At 59.1% G+C, this 13,875-nt stretch carries 19 protein-coding genes and 1 tRNA gene; 14 read left to right on the plus strand and 6 right to left on the minus strand.

Annotated features, from left to right (window positions below):
* Nucleotides 1–337: 337 nt before the first annotated feature.
* Nucleotides 338–1,402, plus strand: a complete 1,065-nt coding sequence (locus tag MRBLMR1_RS03435) for a porin (RefSeq protein WP_148145760.1) — start codon at nt 338–340, stop codon at nt 1,400–1,402.
* Nucleotides 1,403–1,655: 253 nt separating this feature from the next.
* On the opposite strand, the gene MRBLMR1_RS03440 is transcribed toward MRBLMR1_RS03435, so the two are convergent.
* Complete coding sequence (locus MRBLMR1_RS03440) at nt 1,656–2,543, minus strand: AraC family transcriptional regulator (protein ID WP_148145759.1); 888 nt, start codon at nt 2,541–2,543, stop codon at nt 1,656–1,658.
* A gap of 133 nt (nt 2,544–2,676) precedes the next feature.
* Here MRBLMR1_RS03440 and MRBLMR1_RS03445 point away from each other — a divergent pair, with 133 nt between their 5' ends.
* The 5 genes from MRBLMR1_RS03445 to MRBLMR1_RS03465 all read left to right on the plus strand — a co-directional run bounded on the left by MRBLMR1_RS03445 (nt 2,677) and on the right by MRBLMR1_RS03465 (nt 5,709).
* Nucleotides 2,677–3,420 carry an SDR family oxidoreductase gene (locus tag MRBLMR1_RS03445; RefSeq protein WP_148145758.1) on the plus strand — a complete coding sequence of 248 codons (744 nt, stop codon included), beginning with the start codon at nt 2,677–2,679 and terminating at the stop codon, nt 3,418–3,420.
* 16 nt (nt 3,421–3,436) lie between these two features.
* The gene (locus MRBLMR1_RS03450; RefSeq protein ID WP_148145757.1) at nt 3,437–3,832 is read left to right on the plus strand and encodes a VOC family protein; all 396 of its coding nucleotides are present in this window, start codon (nt 3,437–3,439) and stop codon (nt 3,830–3,832) included.
* 1 nt (nt 3,833) lies between these two features.
* Nucleotides 3,834–4,814 carry a saccharopine dehydrogenase NADP-binding domain-containing protein gene (locus MRBLMR1_RS03455; protein WP_148145756.1) on the plus strand — a complete coding sequence of 327 codons (981 nt, stop codon included), beginning with the start codon at nt 3,834–3,836 and terminating at the stop codon, nt 4,812–4,814.
* Nucleotides 4,815–4,824: 10 nt separating this feature from the next.
* Nucleotides 4,825–5,151, plus strand: a complete 327-nt coding sequence (locus tag MRBLMR1_RS03460) for a nuclear transport factor 2 family protein (protein WP_148145755.1) — start codon at nt 4,825–4,827, stop codon at nt 5,149–5,151.
* Between the two features lie 87 nt (nt 5,152–5,238).
* Nucleotides 5,239–5,709 (plus strand): nuclear transport factor 2 family protein, encoded by a 471-nt coding sequence (locus tag MRBLMR1_RS03465; RefSeq protein WP_148145754.1) that lies wholly within the window; start codon nt 5,239–5,241, stop codon nt 5,707–5,709.
* Between the two features lie 67 nt (nt 5,710–5,776).
* On the opposite strand, the gene MRBLMR1_RS03470 is transcribed toward MRBLMR1_RS03465, so the two are convergent.
* Nucleotides 5,777–6,400 (minus strand): hypothetical protein, encoded by a 624-nt coding sequence (locus MRBLMR1_RS03470; RefSeq protein WP_148145753.1) that lies wholly within the window; start codon nt 6,398–6,400, stop codon nt 5,777–5,779.
* Nucleotides 6,401–6,502: 102 nt separating this feature from the next.
* Here MRBLMR1_RS03470 and MRBLMR1_RS03475 point away from each other — a divergent pair, with 102 nt between their 5' ends.
* Genes MRBLMR1_RS03475 through arsH form a run of 6 tightly spaced genes read left to right on the plus strand, consistent with a single transcriptional unit; the run spans nt 6,503 to nt 10,024 of the window.
* On the plus strand, nt 6,503–6,856 hold the full coding sequence (locus MRBLMR1_RS03475; protein WP_148145752.1) for an ArsR/SmtB family transcription factor: 354 nt from the start codon (nt 6,503–6,505) through the stop codon (nt 6,854–6,856).
* A complete protein-coding gene (gene arsN2, locus MRBLMR1_RS03480; protein ID WP_148145751.1) occupies nt 6,850–7,293 on the plus strand; it encodes an arsenic resistance N-acetyltransferase ArsN2 in 444 nt (147 codons plus the stop codon). Before MRBLMR1_RS03475 ends, arsN2 begins: the two co-directional genes overlap by 7 nt.
* 14 nt (nt 7,294–7,307) lie before the next feature.
* The gene (locus MRBLMR1_RS03485) at nt 7,308–7,835 is read left to right on the plus strand and encodes an arsenate reductase ArsC (protein ID WP_148145750.1); all 528 of its coding nucleotides are present in this window, start codon (nt 7,308–7,310) and stop codon (nt 7,833–7,835) included.
* Nucleotides 7,835–8,893 carry an ACR3 family arsenite efflux transporter gene (arsB, locus tag MRBLMR1_RS03490; RefSeq protein ID WP_148145749.1) on the plus strand — a complete coding sequence of 353 codons (1,059 nt, stop codon included), beginning with the start codon at nt 7,835–7,837 and terminating at the stop codon, nt 8,891–8,893. Before MRBLMR1_RS03485 ends, arsB begins: the two co-directional genes overlap by 1 nt.
* A 2-nt stretch (nt 8,894–8,895) precedes the next feature.
* On the plus strand, nt 8,896–9,321 hold the full coding sequence (gene arsC / locus MRBLMR1_RS03495) for an arsenate reductase (glutaredoxin) (RefSeq protein WP_148145748.1): 426 nt from the start codon (nt 8,896–8,898) through the stop codon (nt 9,319–9,321).
* Entirely contained in the window at nt 9,299–10,024 is a 726-nt protein-coding gene (gene arsH, locus MRBLMR1_RS03500; protein ID WP_148145747.1) for an arsenical resistance protein ArsH, read from the plus strand. Before arsC ends, arsH begins: the two co-directional genes overlap by 23 nt.
* A 4-nt stretch (nt 10,025–10,028) precedes the next feature.
* Here arsH and arsK read toward each other — a convergent pair whose 3' ends face one another.
* Together arsK and MRBLMR1_RS03510 are read right to left on the minus strand one after the other, a co-directional pair.
* Nucleotides 10,029–11,237: an arsenite efflux MFS transporter ArsK gene (arsK, locus tag MRBLMR1_RS03505; protein ID WP_148145746.1), complete on the minus strand. Its 1,209-nt coding sequence runs from the start codon at nt 11,235–11,237 to the stop codon at nt 10,029–10,031.
* Complete coding sequence (locus MRBLMR1_RS03510) at nt 11,230–11,586, minus strand: metalloregulator ArsR/SmtB family transcription factor (RefSeq protein WP_148145745.1); 357 nt, start codon at nt 11,584–11,586, stop codon at nt 11,230–11,232. The genes arsK and MRBLMR1_RS03510 overlap by 8 nt, the downstream gene beginning before the upstream one ends.
* 43 nt (nt 11,587–11,629) lie before the next feature.
* Between MRBLMR1_RS03510 and MRBLMR1_RS03515 the strand changes: the two genes are divergently transcribed.
* The gene (locus MRBLMR1_RS03515; protein ID WP_148145744.1) at nt 11,630–12,145 is read left to right on the plus strand and encodes a DUF6428 family protein; all 516 of its coding nucleotides are present in this window, start codon (nt 11,630–11,632) and stop codon (nt 12,143–12,145) included.
* A gap of 601 nt (nt 12,146–12,746) precedes the next feature.
* Here MRBLMR1_RS03515 and MRBLMR1_RS03520 read toward each other — a convergent pair.
* Nucleotides 12,747–12,823, minus strand: a tRNA-Arg gene (locus MRBLMR1_RS03520).
* 263 nt (nt 12,824–13,086) lie between these two features.
* Between MRBLMR1_RS03520 and MRBLMR1_RS03525 the strand changes: the two genes are divergently transcribed.
* On the plus strand, nt 13,087–13,299 hold the full coding sequence (locus MRBLMR1_RS03525; RefSeq protein WP_148145743.1) for a DUF3329 domain-containing protein: 213 nt from the start codon (nt 13,087–13,089) through the stop codon (nt 13,297–13,299).
* Between the two features lie 17 nt (nt 13,300–13,316).
* Here MRBLMR1_RS03525 and MRBLMR1_RS03530 read toward each other — a convergent pair whose 3' ends face one another.
* Nucleotides 13,317–13,820, minus strand: a complete 504-nt coding sequence (locus MRBLMR1_RS03530) for a hypothetical protein (protein WP_148145742.1) — start codon at nt 13,818–13,820, stop codon at nt 13,317–13,319.
* Nucleotides 13,821–13,875: the final 55 nt, after the last annotated feature.

The raw sequence follows: 13,875 nt of genomic DNA on the forward strand, positions 1-13,875 counted from the left end.
TCTTTGGCAGCTTTTTCCACCAATCTCGGCATCGGGAATCAGGCCGCTATGCGTGGCCGGAATACGAGATAAAGGCCTCCGCGTCTTTGTCGCAGAAACATGGCCGCTTCCCGTCGTTGATACGGTTTGATTACCATCACATTACGTACGGTTACAAACCGATGCGGCTAGGCAACATCCTTGATCACGGCACTCCGTTCTCGCCCTGACGGCAAGTGCTGCTGCTTTCACCTCCCGGCAGCCCCTCGTATTCATTGCTCACCGAATATGCCTTCGGTTTTTCAATTTGGTGGGTGGGGGCTCCGAGCCGCGGTCCATCATCTCAATGGAGATCATAATGAACATCAAGAGCCTCCTTCTCGGCTCCGCTGCAGCTCTCGCAGCAGTATCCGGCGCGCAGGCCGCCGATGCGATCGTCGCGGCAGAGCCCGAGCCGATGGAATATGTCCGCGTTTGTGACGCCTTCGGCACCGGTTACTTCTACATCCCGGGCACCGAAACCTGCCTCAAGATCGGCGGTTATGTCCGCGTACAGCTCGATGGCCGCAGCGACGATGATCTGTCCGGCAACGACGCTGGCTACCGCACCAACACGCGCGCTCAGCTTTACCTCTCGGCAAAGTCCGACACCGAATTCGGTGCACTTGGTTCACGCATCACGCTTCGCGCCAACAACAATGCCAATGACACGAGCGATTTCGCTCTGAACGAAACCTATATCGAACTCGGCGGTTTCCGCGTTGGTTACTTCTACAACTACTTCGATACAGGACTTCCGGGTGAGACCGTTCTCGCCGACGACCGTCCGTACAACAACGGTGGCGAAGGCGCTGACACGCTGAACAACTCCATCCGTTACACCTATGATGGCGGTGCGTTCTCGGTTTACGGTCAGGTTGACGCGTTCAACTCTCAGGCTGGCTACAAGACCGATGATGCAGGCAATGCTGACGAAATCGGCATCAACGGCGTCATCACCGGCAAGTTCGGTGGCGTAACCGCCGACTTCTTCGCTGGTTATGACTTCGACAACGAAAATGCAGCTCTCGCTTCCACGCTGACTGCAGAGCTCGGCCCGGGTTCGCTCGGCATCTTCGCTGCTTACTCCTTCGGACAGAACCGTTACTTCGACGCTTCCGAGTGGACGATCGGTGCGGAATACGCCATCAAGCTCACCGACAAGTTCAGCCTGACCCCGGGTGCCCAGTACTGGGATAAGGTCAGCCTCGACAGCGACGGCGACTTCGACGGCGGTGACGCATGGCGCGTTGGTCTGACGGCTGACTACGCCATCACCACCAACCTCGCCGCCAAGGCAACGATCAACTACACCGACGTTGATAACGGCACCGACTCTGCCGACAAGTGGGACGGTTTCCTGCGTCTGCAGCGCTCGTTCTAATTCGACCGCATATTCTAAGCGAAAGCCCGGAGCAATCCGGGCTTTTTGCGTTTGGACACTTGCTGGGAAACAGGTTTTGCGACAGCCGGCAATTTGTCGACTGCGTTGACGAGGTCAAAATCATTTCGCCCGCTGAAAACCTTGGATAATCTCAGTGAGAGCTGCCCATTGATCGATATCCTTGATGTGATCTGTCGTGAGGCAGGTGCCTGCTATGTGGGGGCACTACCGACTTCGACAAGCGGATGATCGACTATGCGACGTGCAGATCCCGCACGGCCTTTGCCAGATCCTTCGAGGGAGGGAGCCCAAACAGCCTGGCGTATTCACGGCTGAACTGGTTCGGGCTTTCGTATCCCACCCCGAACGAGATGGATGTCGCATTTCCCTGGCCCGCAATGAGTTGCGAACGCGCGTGCAGAAGGCGTACGCGCTTCTGATATTGGAGCGGGCTAAGCGCCGTCACAGCCTTGAAGTGACGATGGAATGCCGACACGCTCAAGGCGGCCATCTCCGCAAGCGCTTCAACTCTGATCGGCTCGGCAAAATTCTGTCGGATCCAGTCGATCGCCACGCTGATGCGCGAGAGTGCGGTGTCAGGCGTTGCGATGTCGCGCAACATCCAGCCGAGCGGCCCCTGCAGGACGCGGAACAGGATCTCGCGCTCGTAGGTGGGAGATAGCACCGTGATCTCGTCGGGACGATCCATCAGCTTGAGCATGCGGATCCAGGCGTCGAGAAAATCCTCGTTGACCGGGGCGACCGAGAACCCTGATCCGAACAGTTTGCTGCAGACCTTCACCGGAAGGTCGCGGATCAACGCGCCGACAATGGTGGGATCGAGCGTCAGGCTGACGGCGAGATAGGGTTCGCCAGTAGCTGCAGGATGGACTGATCCCACGGCCGGGAGATCGACGGACATCACGAAGTAGGTTGCCGGGTCGTAATGAAACGTCCGATCGCCGACCGTCATCGTCTTCGATCCCGTCAGGATCAGGTTGACCATGGGATCGTAGACAGCGGCGAGCTGGTGTTCGGGGATCTCGCCCTGGACCATGGCGACGCGGGGAATGCCCGTTTCCGTCCGCCTGTTTTCGGCCTTCGAGGCCAGTGCCCGCAGTTCATTCAGTTGCTTTTCCATGAGCCGACCGTGGCAGACCTCACAGGTGGGCGCAAGCGTGAAGCAGAAACAGGCAAGTTTCAGGGAGGAATAGGTGAGCGCCCGGCAGGCTGCGGACGTAGCTTCATCTCACACCAGATGAATGGAGAAACCCATGAAGATCGTCATCGTTACCGGAAGCAGCCGGGGTCTCGGAGCCAGCACAGCCCTCAAGTGCGCAGAGCGCGGCATGGGGGTAATCGTCACCTACAATAGCAATCCGGAGAAAGCCGATGAAGTCGTCAGCACGATCGTGGAAATGGGCGGTAAAGCCGTGGCGTTGAAGCTCGATGTTGCCGATAGCCGTTCATTCCCCGAATTCCGCGGTGCGGTGCAAGCACAGCTAAAGGCGGTCTGGGGCAGAGAGAGCTTCGACTACCTCGTCAATAATGCGGGATATGGCCTCTATGCGCCGTTCTCCACGGTGACGGAGGAGCAGTTCGACGGCCTCTTCGAGGTTCACCTCAAGGGACCATTCTTCCTGACGCAGGCTCTTCTTCCGCTGATGGAAGACGGCGGCCACATCATCAATATGACGAGCGCCACCAGCCGTGTCGCCACTGCGGGCGTATCGCCATACGCATCGTTCAAGGGTGGCCTTGAAGTGCTGACGCGCTACATGGCCAAGGAATTCGGCGAGCGCCGTATTCGGGCGAACTCGGTTGCTCCCGGCGCAATCCGCACCGAACTCGGCGGCGGCCTGAACAACGATTTCGAAGCCATGCTCGCCGGGCAGACGGCTCTCAGTCGCGTCGGCGAGCCGGAAGAGATCGGCGGCGTTATCGCCAGCCTGCTATCCGAAGAGAGCCGCTGGATCAACGCCCAGAACATCGAAGTGGCAGGCGGCTACATCATCTAAGCACAAGGAGAGCCGCATGCTCGATCACGTCTTCATCTCGGTCAGCGACATCAATCGTTCGATCGCCTTCTATGAAGTGGCACTAGCGCCCCTGGGGATCGTCCATGCCGTCGACTACGATGGCAAAGACGGACCTCCCAGCCATCCCGATCTCAAGGGTTTCGGCGCGAACGGTCGGGTATTCTTCTGGCTCCGCGAGGGCATCGTCGAAGGCCGCGCCGCCCATATCGGCTTTGTTGCCGATGGGACGGCACAGGTAGATACCGCCCATGCCGCAGCGATGGCGGCAGGTGCCATCGAGATCCATCCGCCCGGACCACAGCTTCATTACGACCCCCGATATTACGCGGCGCAGGTCCGTGATCCGGACGGCTACTCACTCGAATTCGTCTACAAGGAATGGCAGCACTAAAATGACAAAACTGATGATCTACGGTGCGACGGGTTATACCGGCCGCATGGTGGCGGAGCATGCGACTAGGGCTGGAACGCCTGTTGTCTTGGGTGGGCGAAGCAAAAAGCCACTTGCTGACCTGGCCGCGAAACTCGGTGTCGAATATCGCGTGTTCGCTCTCGATGACGACGCACTGATCGACCGCTCGCTGACGGATGTCGCCGTCATCGTGAATGCTGCAGGCCCCTTCCTGCGCACGGCGAAGCCGATGATGGAAGCATCCATCCGCAACGGCGTGCATTATATCGACACCGCGGCCGAGCTCGACAGCTACCGCCTCGCAGAACAACTGGGTGCCGAGGCGGTAGCTGCAGGCGTGACGCTTTTGCCGGGCGGCGGGGGCAGCGTGGCGATGTTGGGAAGCCTTGCCGGTCATGCGGTCGCGAGGGTCAAGAATCCCTGTAGCATTCGGATCGCGATGCATGTCGCGGGCGGCATGTCACGGGGATCCGCCATCACCGCGACCGAGAACATTTCGGCTGAAACCCTGGCGCGCGTCGATGGCGAGCTTGTGGCGGTCGCCAACAGCATCCAGAAGCTCGACTTCGGACAGGGGGCTGTCGACAGTTTCCAGGTCACGCTTCCAGATCTCATCACCATCTGGAGAGCCACGGGCGTCTCGAATATCGAGACCTTCGTGCATGTGACAGGCGGAGGATTTCCCCAAGGCGATCTGTCGGCTCTTCCAGACGGCCCGACCGAGGAGGAACGTCGGGAAAACCGTTACAAGGCCGTCGCCGAGGTGACGGATTCTGATGGCGCCGTCGTCCGGTCGATCCTTGATACGGTCAACGGATACTCATTCACGGCAATCGCGGTTGCGGAGGCTGGCCGCCGTATTCTCAACGGGGAGGCGCGTCCGGGATTCCAGACACCTGCGGAGCTGTTCGGCGATGGTTTCGCCGAGACAATCGCCGACACGACGATCATCGATGTCTGAGGAGCAAATCATGCAGAAGCTCGTCGAAAACTTCATCCGGACCGCAAACGCTTTCGACATCGAGCGCACACTGTCCCTGTTCGCGACCGACGCGGTCATAGACGATGTTTCCGTTGGCAGCGCTTTCAAGGGCAGGGATGGTGTCCGCCTTTATCTCGAACGCTTTTTTGTCGGCTACAGCACCAGAACCAAGCTACTGGCGATCGAGGAAGAGGACAGTTCCAACGCGCTTGTCCGGGTCGACTTCACGGGCGACTTCGGCCACGAGATCGGGATCCTCAAGATCGTCGTGGGACAGGATGGCCTGATCACCCGCATCGATGCCGATCTCGAGTAGCCGACCCTCAAGGATCCCTCGCCACGACCGCTATTGCCGCGGATGGCTTGCATTCAGCGAGCCTCCGGCCTGAAAAGGACCATGTTCATGACGACTTCACCTTCATTTGCCCAACAGACCGCCGACAAGCTCGCTGTTGTCGAGGCCCTGTATCGTTTCGCCGCCGGCATCGATCTTCGCGACAAGGAGCTTCTTGCGTCCTCGCTGTCGGAGAACGCGGTTTCGGATTTTCGCCCGGCTGCCGCAAAGGCAGGATTCGAGTACCCGGTTATCGAAGGGAGAGAGGCCATCGTATCCGCGCTCTTGACTTCCCTCAGCACTCTGGACACGACGCATTCCATCAGCAACCCGCGCGTGACCATCAATGGCGACATTGCCTGTGTGGATGTGCTCGTTGAAGCACAGCACGTTCTCCGGAACGACGGAACCCGCCACTATCTGATGAAGAACCGTTACGATGTCGAACTGGCTCGAAGCGGCGACATCTGGGTGATCACTCGGAACACGGTAGATAATGTCTGGCGATCCGGCGAACTTGCTGTCCTGTCGGCGATATAGTCGGACTGGTCTGATGAGACCATGTTCATTCTTGATGAGGCGCGGGAATTTTTCCCTTGAGCGGAGGTTATTTGAGGAAGCCTTCAGCATCGAACTCGTCCCATCCCCGCAACGGTGACGGGTCCGCTCCGTCCTTTCGCATGGTCTTCTTCTTGCCTTTCCGAAGCGATCTCGTGAGTTTCGCTTTCATGGCCGACTGACGGCGTTTCTCGGCCGCCGCAGCTATATCGTCCTCGCGCCATTCATCGACGGCACCGCGGTCGAGGATGTCCACCACCACGGCCGGATCGAAAACGTGGAAAGTTATCTGACGGGCGCGCCCACGCAGCTTCACAGTTCGCGTGCCTGCTGAGGGGAGGCGACCATCCTCCAGCCAGCGCCGCCGTTCCGAGGTGGAGATCGCCAGGATGTCTTCTATCTCCCGGGGGATGACGGGAAGAGCTTCCATCTCGGCGAGCATCTCGGTTGTCGATGCGGAGGTTGCGCGGAAGATCGCTCTCGATGTCTCAGGCATCGCCAGCGTCAGAATTCCGCTTTCGAGATCCAGCGCCTTCCGAACCGCGAACGGAAAACGGGCGCGGATTTCCTGGAGGATGCCCTTGGCGCGCACCGCTGATCCGATCGTCATCGACGTTGGCAGTGACCACGTCTTCATCAGTTCCGGTTCCGCGCTTTCTTTCTTCTTTGCCATCCTCATCAGATGGATGCTGCGCGCGCCCACGTCAACGGCGGGTCAGCAAGGAGCGCCATATCCGAGGATTGACAATGATGTTATATCTATTATTCTGGATATATGGAAAGCAACTCTGCGATCGCGGCGCTCGCTGCACTGGCCCAGAACACCCGCCTTGAGACCTTCCGGTTGCTGGTGAGGCACGAACCCGACGGCATTCCCGCAGGCGAACTCGCGCGGTTGCTTGACGTACCGCAGAATACGATGTCGGCCCATCTCGCAACGCTTTCGCGGGCTGGACTCGTCAAGAGCGAGCGGCAGAGCAGATCGATCATCTACCGGGCAGATCTGGATGGTCTGCGTGACCTGACGCTGTTCCTGCTCAAGGACTGCTGCGGCGGCTCGATAGAACTCTGCGCACCGCTTATCGCGGAGCTGACGCCGTGTTGCAACCCGGAGGCGAAACCATGTTGAATCCTGTCTCGCTCGAACCTGTGTCCGGTTCCGATGATGATCTCCGCGACGCACTCGCCACAGCGCAGCTTCCGACCGAAGATATCCAGGAGGCGGGACGGACATTCTTCAAAGCCCGTTCTGATGGTGTCGAGGTGATCGGCTTCTGCGGGATAGAGCAGTGCGGGAGCGACTTCCTTCTGCGTTCGGTAGTCGTGCTTTCCGGACATCGCGGTCGGGGCTTCGGGAAGGCCATCGTCGAGCAGACCCTTCGAGGTCTGGATCGCAATGGCGACGTCTATCTCGCGACCACCACTGCTGCCCCATTCTTCTCGACTATCGGGTTCTCCGAAGTTCCGCGGGAGAGTGTGCCTCCGGCAGTTCTCGACACCCGTCAGCTTTCCTCCATCTGCCCATCGTCGGCAACCATCATGAAGCTCCAAAGGCCTCCGACCTAAAACGGACAACGACCATGACTGAAAAAACCTACAACGTGCTCTTCCTGTGCACGGGCAATTCCGCTCGCTCTATTCTCGCCGAATCCATCCTCAACAAGGAAGGCGGCGGGCGCTTCAAGGCCTATTCCGCCGGCAGCCAGCCGAAAGGCGAGGTAAACCCTCATGCCTTGGCGGAGCTGACCGCCTTGGGGTATTCGGCAACGGGCTTCTCGTCCAAGAGCTGGGATGTCTTCGCGGAACCCGATGCGCCCGAGATGGACTTCGTCTTCACCGTCTGCGACAGCGCCGCGGGCGAGGCCTGCCCGGTCTGGATCGGGCATCCGATGACGGCGCACTGGGGTGTCGAGGATCCTGCTGCCGCGGTCGGATCCGAGGTCGAGATCCAACGCGCCTTTGCGCAGGCTGCCCGCTTCCTGAAGAACCGCATCTCAGCCTTCATCAACCTGCCGATCACCTCGATCGATCGGATGGCTCTTGAGACGAGGCTCCGGCAGATCGGTGCGATGGAGGGCTCGACCTCGCCGCAAGGGAAGGCATCCTGATGTCCACTTTCGAACGATACCTGACCGTCTGGGTCTTCCTCTGCATCGCCGTCGGTGTGGGTCTCGGCCATCTCATGCCCGGCTTTTTCCAGATCGTCGGGTCCGCCGAGATCGCCAAGGTGAACATCCCAGTCGCCATCCTGATCTGGCTGATGATCATCCCGATGCTGCTGAAGATCGATTTCCGGTCGCTCACGCAGGTTGGTTCCTACTGGCGCGGGATCGGTGTCACGCTGTTCATCAACTGGGCGGTCAAGCCGTTCTCGATGGCGTTTCTGGGATGGCTGTTCGTCGGCTGGTTCTTCCGACCCTATCTGCCAGCGGATCAGATCGCCTCCTACATCGCAGGCCTGATCATCCTTGCCGCGGCTCCATGTACCGCCATGGTTTTCGTCTGGAGCAACCTGACGCGCGGAGAGCCGATGTTCACGCTCTCTCAGGTAGCACTGAACGACGCGATCATGGTCATCGCCTTCGCGCCGATCGTCGGTCTGCTGCTCGGTCTTTCTGCGATCACTGTGCCGTGGGCAACGCTTGCCTTGTCCGTTGCCCTCTACATTGTCGTGCCCGTCATCATTGCGCAGGTGCTTCGAAGCCGTCTAATCGCAGACGGAACCACCTGGGCGCTCGACAGCCTGCTTGCCAAGCTTCAACCGATGTCGCTTGTCGCATTGCTAGCCACCCTCGTGCTTCTCTTTGCATTCCAGGGCGAGCAGATCATCGCGCAGCCGACCATCATCGCTCTGCTCGCGATTCCGATTCTGATCCAGGTCTACTTCAACTCGGGTCTCGCCTACCTCCTGAACCGGATGTCGGGAGAACGCCATTGCGTCGCCGGACCCTCCGCACTCATCGGTGCCAGCAACTTCTTCGAATTGGCCGTCGCCGCCGCCATCAGCCTGTTCGGATTTCAGTCGGGCGCGGCGCTCGCCACAGTCGTCGGAGTTCTGATCGAGGTCCCGGTGATGCTGTCCGTCGTCTGGATCGTGAACCGTTCCAAGGGCTGGTACGAGGCATCTTCCGCCGTCGCAAAAACAACCGCTACCGAAAGGACATGATCATGGATGTCACCATCTACCACAACCCGGCCTGCGGCACGTCTCGCAACACGCTGGCGCTGATCCGCGCCGCCGGGATCGAGCCCACCGTCATCGAGTATCTCCAGAAACCGCCGACGCGGGACCGGCTCGCGAAGATGATCTCCGACGCTGGCATGACCATTCGCGAGGCGATCCGGGAGAAGGGCACGCCCTATGCCGAGCTTGGTCTCGACAATCCCGACCTGACCGACGAGCAATTGCTGGATGCGATGATCGCGACACCGATCCTCATTAACCGTCCTCTTGTTGTCACCCCGCTTGGTACCAGGCTTGCCCGGCCTTCGGAGGCAGTTCTCGACATCCTGCCCGCCGACGCATTCACGGGGCCCTTCACCAAGGAAGACGGTGAGCAGGTCCTCGACAATGAAGGAAAGCGCATTGCCTGATACATTCCCCGCACTGAACGACCAGCACATCCAGCCGATCGACATCGAATCCCTGCGGCCCGCCTTCTCCACGCACAAGCCACGGATCCTGATCCTCTACGGATCGCTCCGGGAGGTGTCATACAGTCGTCTGCTCGCATTCGAAGTCCGCTGTCTGCTCGAACGTATGGGATGCGAAGTTCGAATCTTCGATCCTGCGGGACTGCCGCTACCGGACGAGGCGCCTGTCAGCCATCCGAAGGTTCAGGAACTTCGCGAACTGACCCAGTGGTCTGAAGGCCATGTCTGGATCAGCCCGGAACGGCATGGTGCGATGACCGGGATCATGAAATCGCAGATCGACTGGATCCCGCTATCGGTCGGCTCCGTGCGGCCGACGCAGGGCAAGACGCTGGCGGTGATGGAAGTTTCCGGCGGCAGTCAGTCCTTCAACGCGGTCAATCAGTTGCGCATCCTTGGCCGCTGGATGCGGATGATTACAATCCCCAACCAGAGCAGCGTGGCGAAGGCGTTCCAGGAATTCGACACCGATGGCCGGATGAAGCCATCATCCTATTACGACCGTGTCGTCGACGTCTGCGAGGAACTGGTGAAGTTCACCATCATGACCCGCGATGCCTCGGCTTACCTGACCGACCGCTACAGCGAGCGGAAGGAAGAGGCAGCCGAGCTGGAGAAGCGGGTTTCGCTGAAGTCGATCTGACGAGCTAGGCCGTTGCGGTGACGGGCCGCCGACAGGATGCCGCCACCGCAACGAATGCCGCGATGCTGACCGCGCCAAGACATGCGTTTCCAATGAGCGACAAGCTCAAACCCAGGTTCTCCATCGCGGCCGCGAACGCGAAGGGTGCCCCGGCACCGAGCGCCAGTCGAGCCGCCGCCATCTTGCCCGTGATCGCGCCATATCCATCCGATCCGAACAGATAGAGCGGCAGGCTTCCCTGCGCGATGCTGTTGATGCCGGAACCGAGCCCGAGGCAGATTGCAAACGCGACAGCCCCCGGCAGCCAGTCTCCCGTTGCCAGCAGGATCAGGATGCCGAACACGATCAGCACTGCGGATACCACCGCGAGTGCCGGCGGCGACAGGTTCTTTCCGAAGACCATGTTGATCAGGCGGCTGGCGACCTGTGCCGGGCCGAACAGGGATCCGATCACCACGGCAGCAGTTCCCAGCCCGATGGAACCGAGCATCGGCACCATATGCGCGAGGATCGCGGCAAGCGTGAACCCGAGAAGCGCGAAGGCGAATGACACCATGATCATGCTTCGGCGACGCGCATTAAAGGGAATTGCCCCGATGACAGCTTCGCGAGGCCGGGCGGACGCATCCGCATTCGATCCGGTCTTGCCGACGCGCATTATCCAGAAGTGCAATGGCATGCAGAGGAGCAGGTTCAGCGCTGCGAAGACCAGATAGATCTCACGCCACGATATCCATCCGGAAAGTGCGGCCGAGATCGGCCAGAAGATCGTCGATGCGAAGCCTCCGATCAGGGTGAGGTAGGTGATGCTCCGGGATGCCGTGCGTGGATCGCTCTCGACCAAAGCCGCGAATGCCGCCTGATACTGCACCATACCCGACGAAACCTCGAGCAGGATGATGGCGATGGCGAACACCGCGACCGACGGCGACCAGGCGCAAAGCGCTAACGTCAACGCGGCAAGCGCGGATCCGATCGTCATGATGGTGGCGGCGCCGATCCGATCCATCTGCCTGCCGAGATAGGTGGCTGACAGGCCGCCGATGAACAGGGAGATGGAGAAGACCCCGAAGACCTGCGAGAGCGAGAGGCCGAGATCGGCGGCCATACCGGGGGCGAGAATGCTGAAACTATAATAGAGAGTGCCGTAGCCGATGATCTGCGTGACCCCGAGCGCGGAGACGATCCCGGCAAGAACCTGTCGACTATGCACTTGCTACCTCATCAGCCGAACTGCAGCAGGTGTCGCTCTTCTCGACATTTTCCCGGATAGCAGGATGTCCTGCACAGCAATCCTCCATCAGGAACTTCACGAGATCGGCCAGGCTCTCGTAGCTGGCGCTGTAGATGATCGAGCGGGATTCCCTTCGCTGTGAGATCAATCCCGACCGCTCGAGTTCCTTCAGGTGGAATGATACGTTCGTCGCCGATACACCCATGCGTTCGGCGATCACACCAGCCGCCAGTCCTTCTGGGCCAGCGACAACGAGTGCCCGGACGATGGCGAGGCGGGTCTCCTGGGAGAGGGCCGCGAATGACGAAAGGGCTTGACGTTCGTCCATCCTTCAATATTCCTTGAATTATTGCACAGAAGGGATATCGCACATGAACGCGATCGACAAGGCAGTTTCGTCCGACATCACACTGGGCCATCTCCTCGACGTTCTGGCGGTCGTTCCGGATGCACCGTTGGTGTTCACCTATGACGGCAATCCCGTCCGTGCCGGCTACCATGTCACCGAGGTCAAGGCCGGGCAGTTCGCGGCCCTTGACTGCGGCGCCAACCCGGAAGCCTGGTCCGAGATCTTCGTTCAGCTCTGGGATGTCGACGAAGACGGCCGGACACACATGGCCGCGGGCAAGTTCTCCGCGATCATCCGGAAAGTCTCCGATCACGTCCGGCTTGAGCCATCCGCCAAGCTGACGTTCGAGGTCAGTGATGGTGTGCGGCCGATGTCGCTCTATTGTGCGTCAGCGCCGCGAATTGATGCCGGAACATTCCAAGTGGAGCTCGCCGCCAGACCTGCGAGCTGCAAGCCTCGCGATCGCTGGCTTGCAGCGGAGCAGTCGAAGTCGGCGTGCTGCGGGGAGGCTGTGAACGCAACAAAGTGCTGCGGTTAGTCTTCTGCGCCAGCTTGGCTTCTCTCGATTCGCAGGCTTTGCTCAGTGATCAAAGAACTCGAGACCAAGTCCTTTGGGGCAGTCGGACCAATCCTCAGATGACAGGATTCGCCGCCCGCTTCTGATGGCCACCTTCGTTGCCCGGGAAGCCTCGGCCTCGGCCCTGACGGCGCTTCCCCAGCGTAGGGGCGGGCAACTTGGTGTAATAAATCGAGTTATATTTCGGATTTAAAAACAGTAGTTGAAAAATCTTTCGTAAAAAAGCCTTGGTCTTGGTGTTATCTGATAAAATTAAGCCGACCCCGATGTGCCCGGCAAGATCTACTTACTCAAGCCGCTCAGGGATCGCCTTTAGAGCCAAAAAATTTGTAACATTATGTGATCAACAAAATCGTCCGACCTGGTGAAGCCGATTGGGACTGTTTTGTTGCAAATTTCGTTGTCAACTTTCAATTGTCAACAGTAAAGCCGAAGATTCGACTGGTGGTCCGAGGACTCGATAGGAGCTCTTTAAACCTGACGAATCCACACTTATGCCGTCAGAATCCGGCTTTATTGGTAGTGAATCCGGGCTTATGTGGCGAGGCAGACCGACAAAAAATGGCGCACCCGACAGGATTCGAACCTGTGACCTTTGGAATCGGAATCCAACACTCTATCCAGCTGAGCTACGGGTGCTAACCGTGATGACGATGACTCGTCAGTGTCCGATGGGTGGTTCTTAGCCTAGCTCGGCAAAGGCTTCAATGCCAATCGCGCCATGGATGACGGAAAAATCGATGCTGAGGTGAGCGTCGATGCGGAATGTGAATATTGACGGGAAACGTGAGCAGGAATCGTGCCTGTGAAGAGAGTTTGTCTGCCAGTGATCTTGCATTTTTCCCTGTCAACCCGGATACCCCGTGAAAGCCGAGTGTGTCCGGTCGGAGGAGGCAATTTATATGATCGATCCTAACCATCCATTTTATGATGCGCTCTGGCGCCGAGTGCTTATCCCGGCCGTATGTTTCGTCTGGGTCGGAATCGAGCTTTATGCCGGCGAGGCGGTATGGGCCGGGATTGTCGCCATCGTCGGCTTGTTTGCCACCTACAAGCTGTTCTTTGACCGGAAGGCCTCACAGGATGTGAAGCCGAGGGAGCGGCCAGAGGATTGACCCTCCGCAAAAGCCGTTTACTTGCGCCAGTAAAGAGCGTTTAGGGCCCGATCGATCAAAAGATTGGCGGTTTTCATCCTGATCGTCGCATTGTCGCGAAATTCCGCATCTATCCGATCCGGATGATTGAGCTTGGCAAATTTCCGGCGTTTTTCGTTGAGCGATGTCTCATTATCCAGTGAGGAAATTGCTAGGTCCTCGGCAATTTCCGCCTCCGTCAGGCGATTGAGATGCGCTGGCATGACGGGTTTTTCCGGTGGTGGCGCAGCCTCTCCATCCGTCGCCGCGCCTGAGTTCGGTGTCACGCGGTCAGGCTCGCTTGCGGGCCAATCGGCAAGATAGTCGAAATAGCTACCTGCATCTGCTTTTGCAGATTCCGGGCGACCATCGGGCGTCAGAAAACCGGCGCCAAGACCGCGAATGCGGAAATCCGCCGTATCGGGTGCCGTATCCTCTTCGTCTCGCTGTTCTTCCTTCAGCCGGGTCAGGACCGACTGGAATATAGACTGCCCTAACAGCATGCACCCTCCGGTCCAGAAATCTCATTCTGGCAGGCGGACATGGCGCCGGGCTTGC

The organism is Neorhizobium sp. LMR1-1-1.1 (assembly GCF_040675795.1).
Classification (GTDB): domain Bacteria; phylum Pseudomonadota; class Alphaproteobacteria; order Rhizobiales; family Rhizobiaceae; genus Neorhizobium; species Neorhizobium cellulosilyticum.

Excerpts from the sequence above, each read along its gene's own strand:
- MRBLMR1_RS03435 (WP_148145760.1), top strand. The coding sequence starts at position 338 with ATGAACATCAAGAGCCTCCTTCTCGGCTCCGCTGCAGCTCTCGCAGCA.
- MRBLMR1_RS03440 (WP_148145759.1), bottom strand. The coding sequence starts at position 2,543 with ATGGAAAAGCAACTGAATGAACTGCGGGCACTGGCCTCGAAGGCCGAA.
- MRBLMR1_RS03445 (WP_148145758.1), top strand. The coding sequence starts at position 2,677 with ATGAAGATCGTCATCGTTACCGGAAGCAGCCGGGGTCTCGGAGCCAGC.
- MRBLMR1_RS03450 (WP_148145757.1), top strand. The coding sequence starts at position 3,437 with ATGCTCGATCACGTCTTCATCTCGGTCAGCGACATCAATCGTTCGATC.
- MRBLMR1_RS03455 (WP_148145756.1), top strand. The coding sequence starts at position 3,834 with ATGACAAAACTGATGATCTACGGTGCGACGGGTTATACCGGCCGCATG.
- MRBLMR1_RS03460 (WP_148145755.1), top strand. The coding sequence starts at position 4,825 with ATGCAGAAGCTCGTCGAAAACTTCATCCGGACCGCAAACGCTTTCGAC.
- MRBLMR1_RS03465 (WP_148145754.1), top strand. The coding sequence starts at position 5,239 with ATGACGACTTCACCTTCATTTGCCCAACAGACCGCCGACAAGCTCGCT.
- MRBLMR1_RS03470 (WP_148145753.1), bottom strand. The coding sequence starts at position 6,400 with ATGGCAAAGAAGAAAGAAAGCGCGGAACCGGAACTGATGAAGACGTGG.
- MRBLMR1_RS03475 (WP_148145752.1), top strand. The coding sequence starts at position 6,503 with ATGGAAAGCAACTCTGCGATCGCGGCGCTCGCTGCACTGGCCCAGAAC.
- arsN2 (WP_148145751.1), top strand. The coding sequence starts at position 6,850 with ATGTTGAATCCTGTCTCGCTCGAACCTGTGTCCGGTTCCGATGATGAT.
- MRBLMR1_RS03485 (WP_148145750.1), top strand. The coding sequence starts at position 7,308 with ATGACTGAAAAAACCTACAACGTGCTCTTCCTGTGCACGGGCAATTCC.
- arsB (WP_148145749.1), top strand. The coding sequence starts at position 7,835 with ATGTCCACTTTCGAACGATACCTGACCGTCTGGGTCTTCCTCTGCATC.
- arsC (WP_148145748.1), top strand. The coding sequence starts at position 8,896 with ATGGATGTCACCATCTACCACAACCCGGCCTGCGGCACGTCTCGCAAC.
- arsH (WP_148145747.1), top strand. The coding sequence starts at position 9,299 with ATGAAGGAAAGCGCATTGCCTGATACATTCCCCGCACTGAACGACCAG.
- MRBLMR1_RS03510 (WP_148145745.1), bottom strand. The coding sequence starts at position 11,586 with ATGGACGAACGTCAAGCCCTTTCGTCATTCGCGGCCCTCTCCCAGGAG.
- MRBLMR1_RS03515 (WP_148145744.1), top strand. The coding sequence starts at position 11,630 with ATGAACGCGATCGACAAGGCAGTTTCGTCCGACATCACACTGGGCCAT.
- MRBLMR1_RS03525 (WP_148145743.1), top strand. The coding sequence starts at position 13,087 with ATGATCGATCCTAACCATCCATTTTATGATGCGCTCTGGCGCCGAGTG.
- MRBLMR1_RS03530 (WP_148145742.1), bottom strand. The coding sequence starts at position 13,820 with ATGCTGTTAGGGCAGTCTATATTCCAGTCGGTCCTGACCCGGCTGAAG.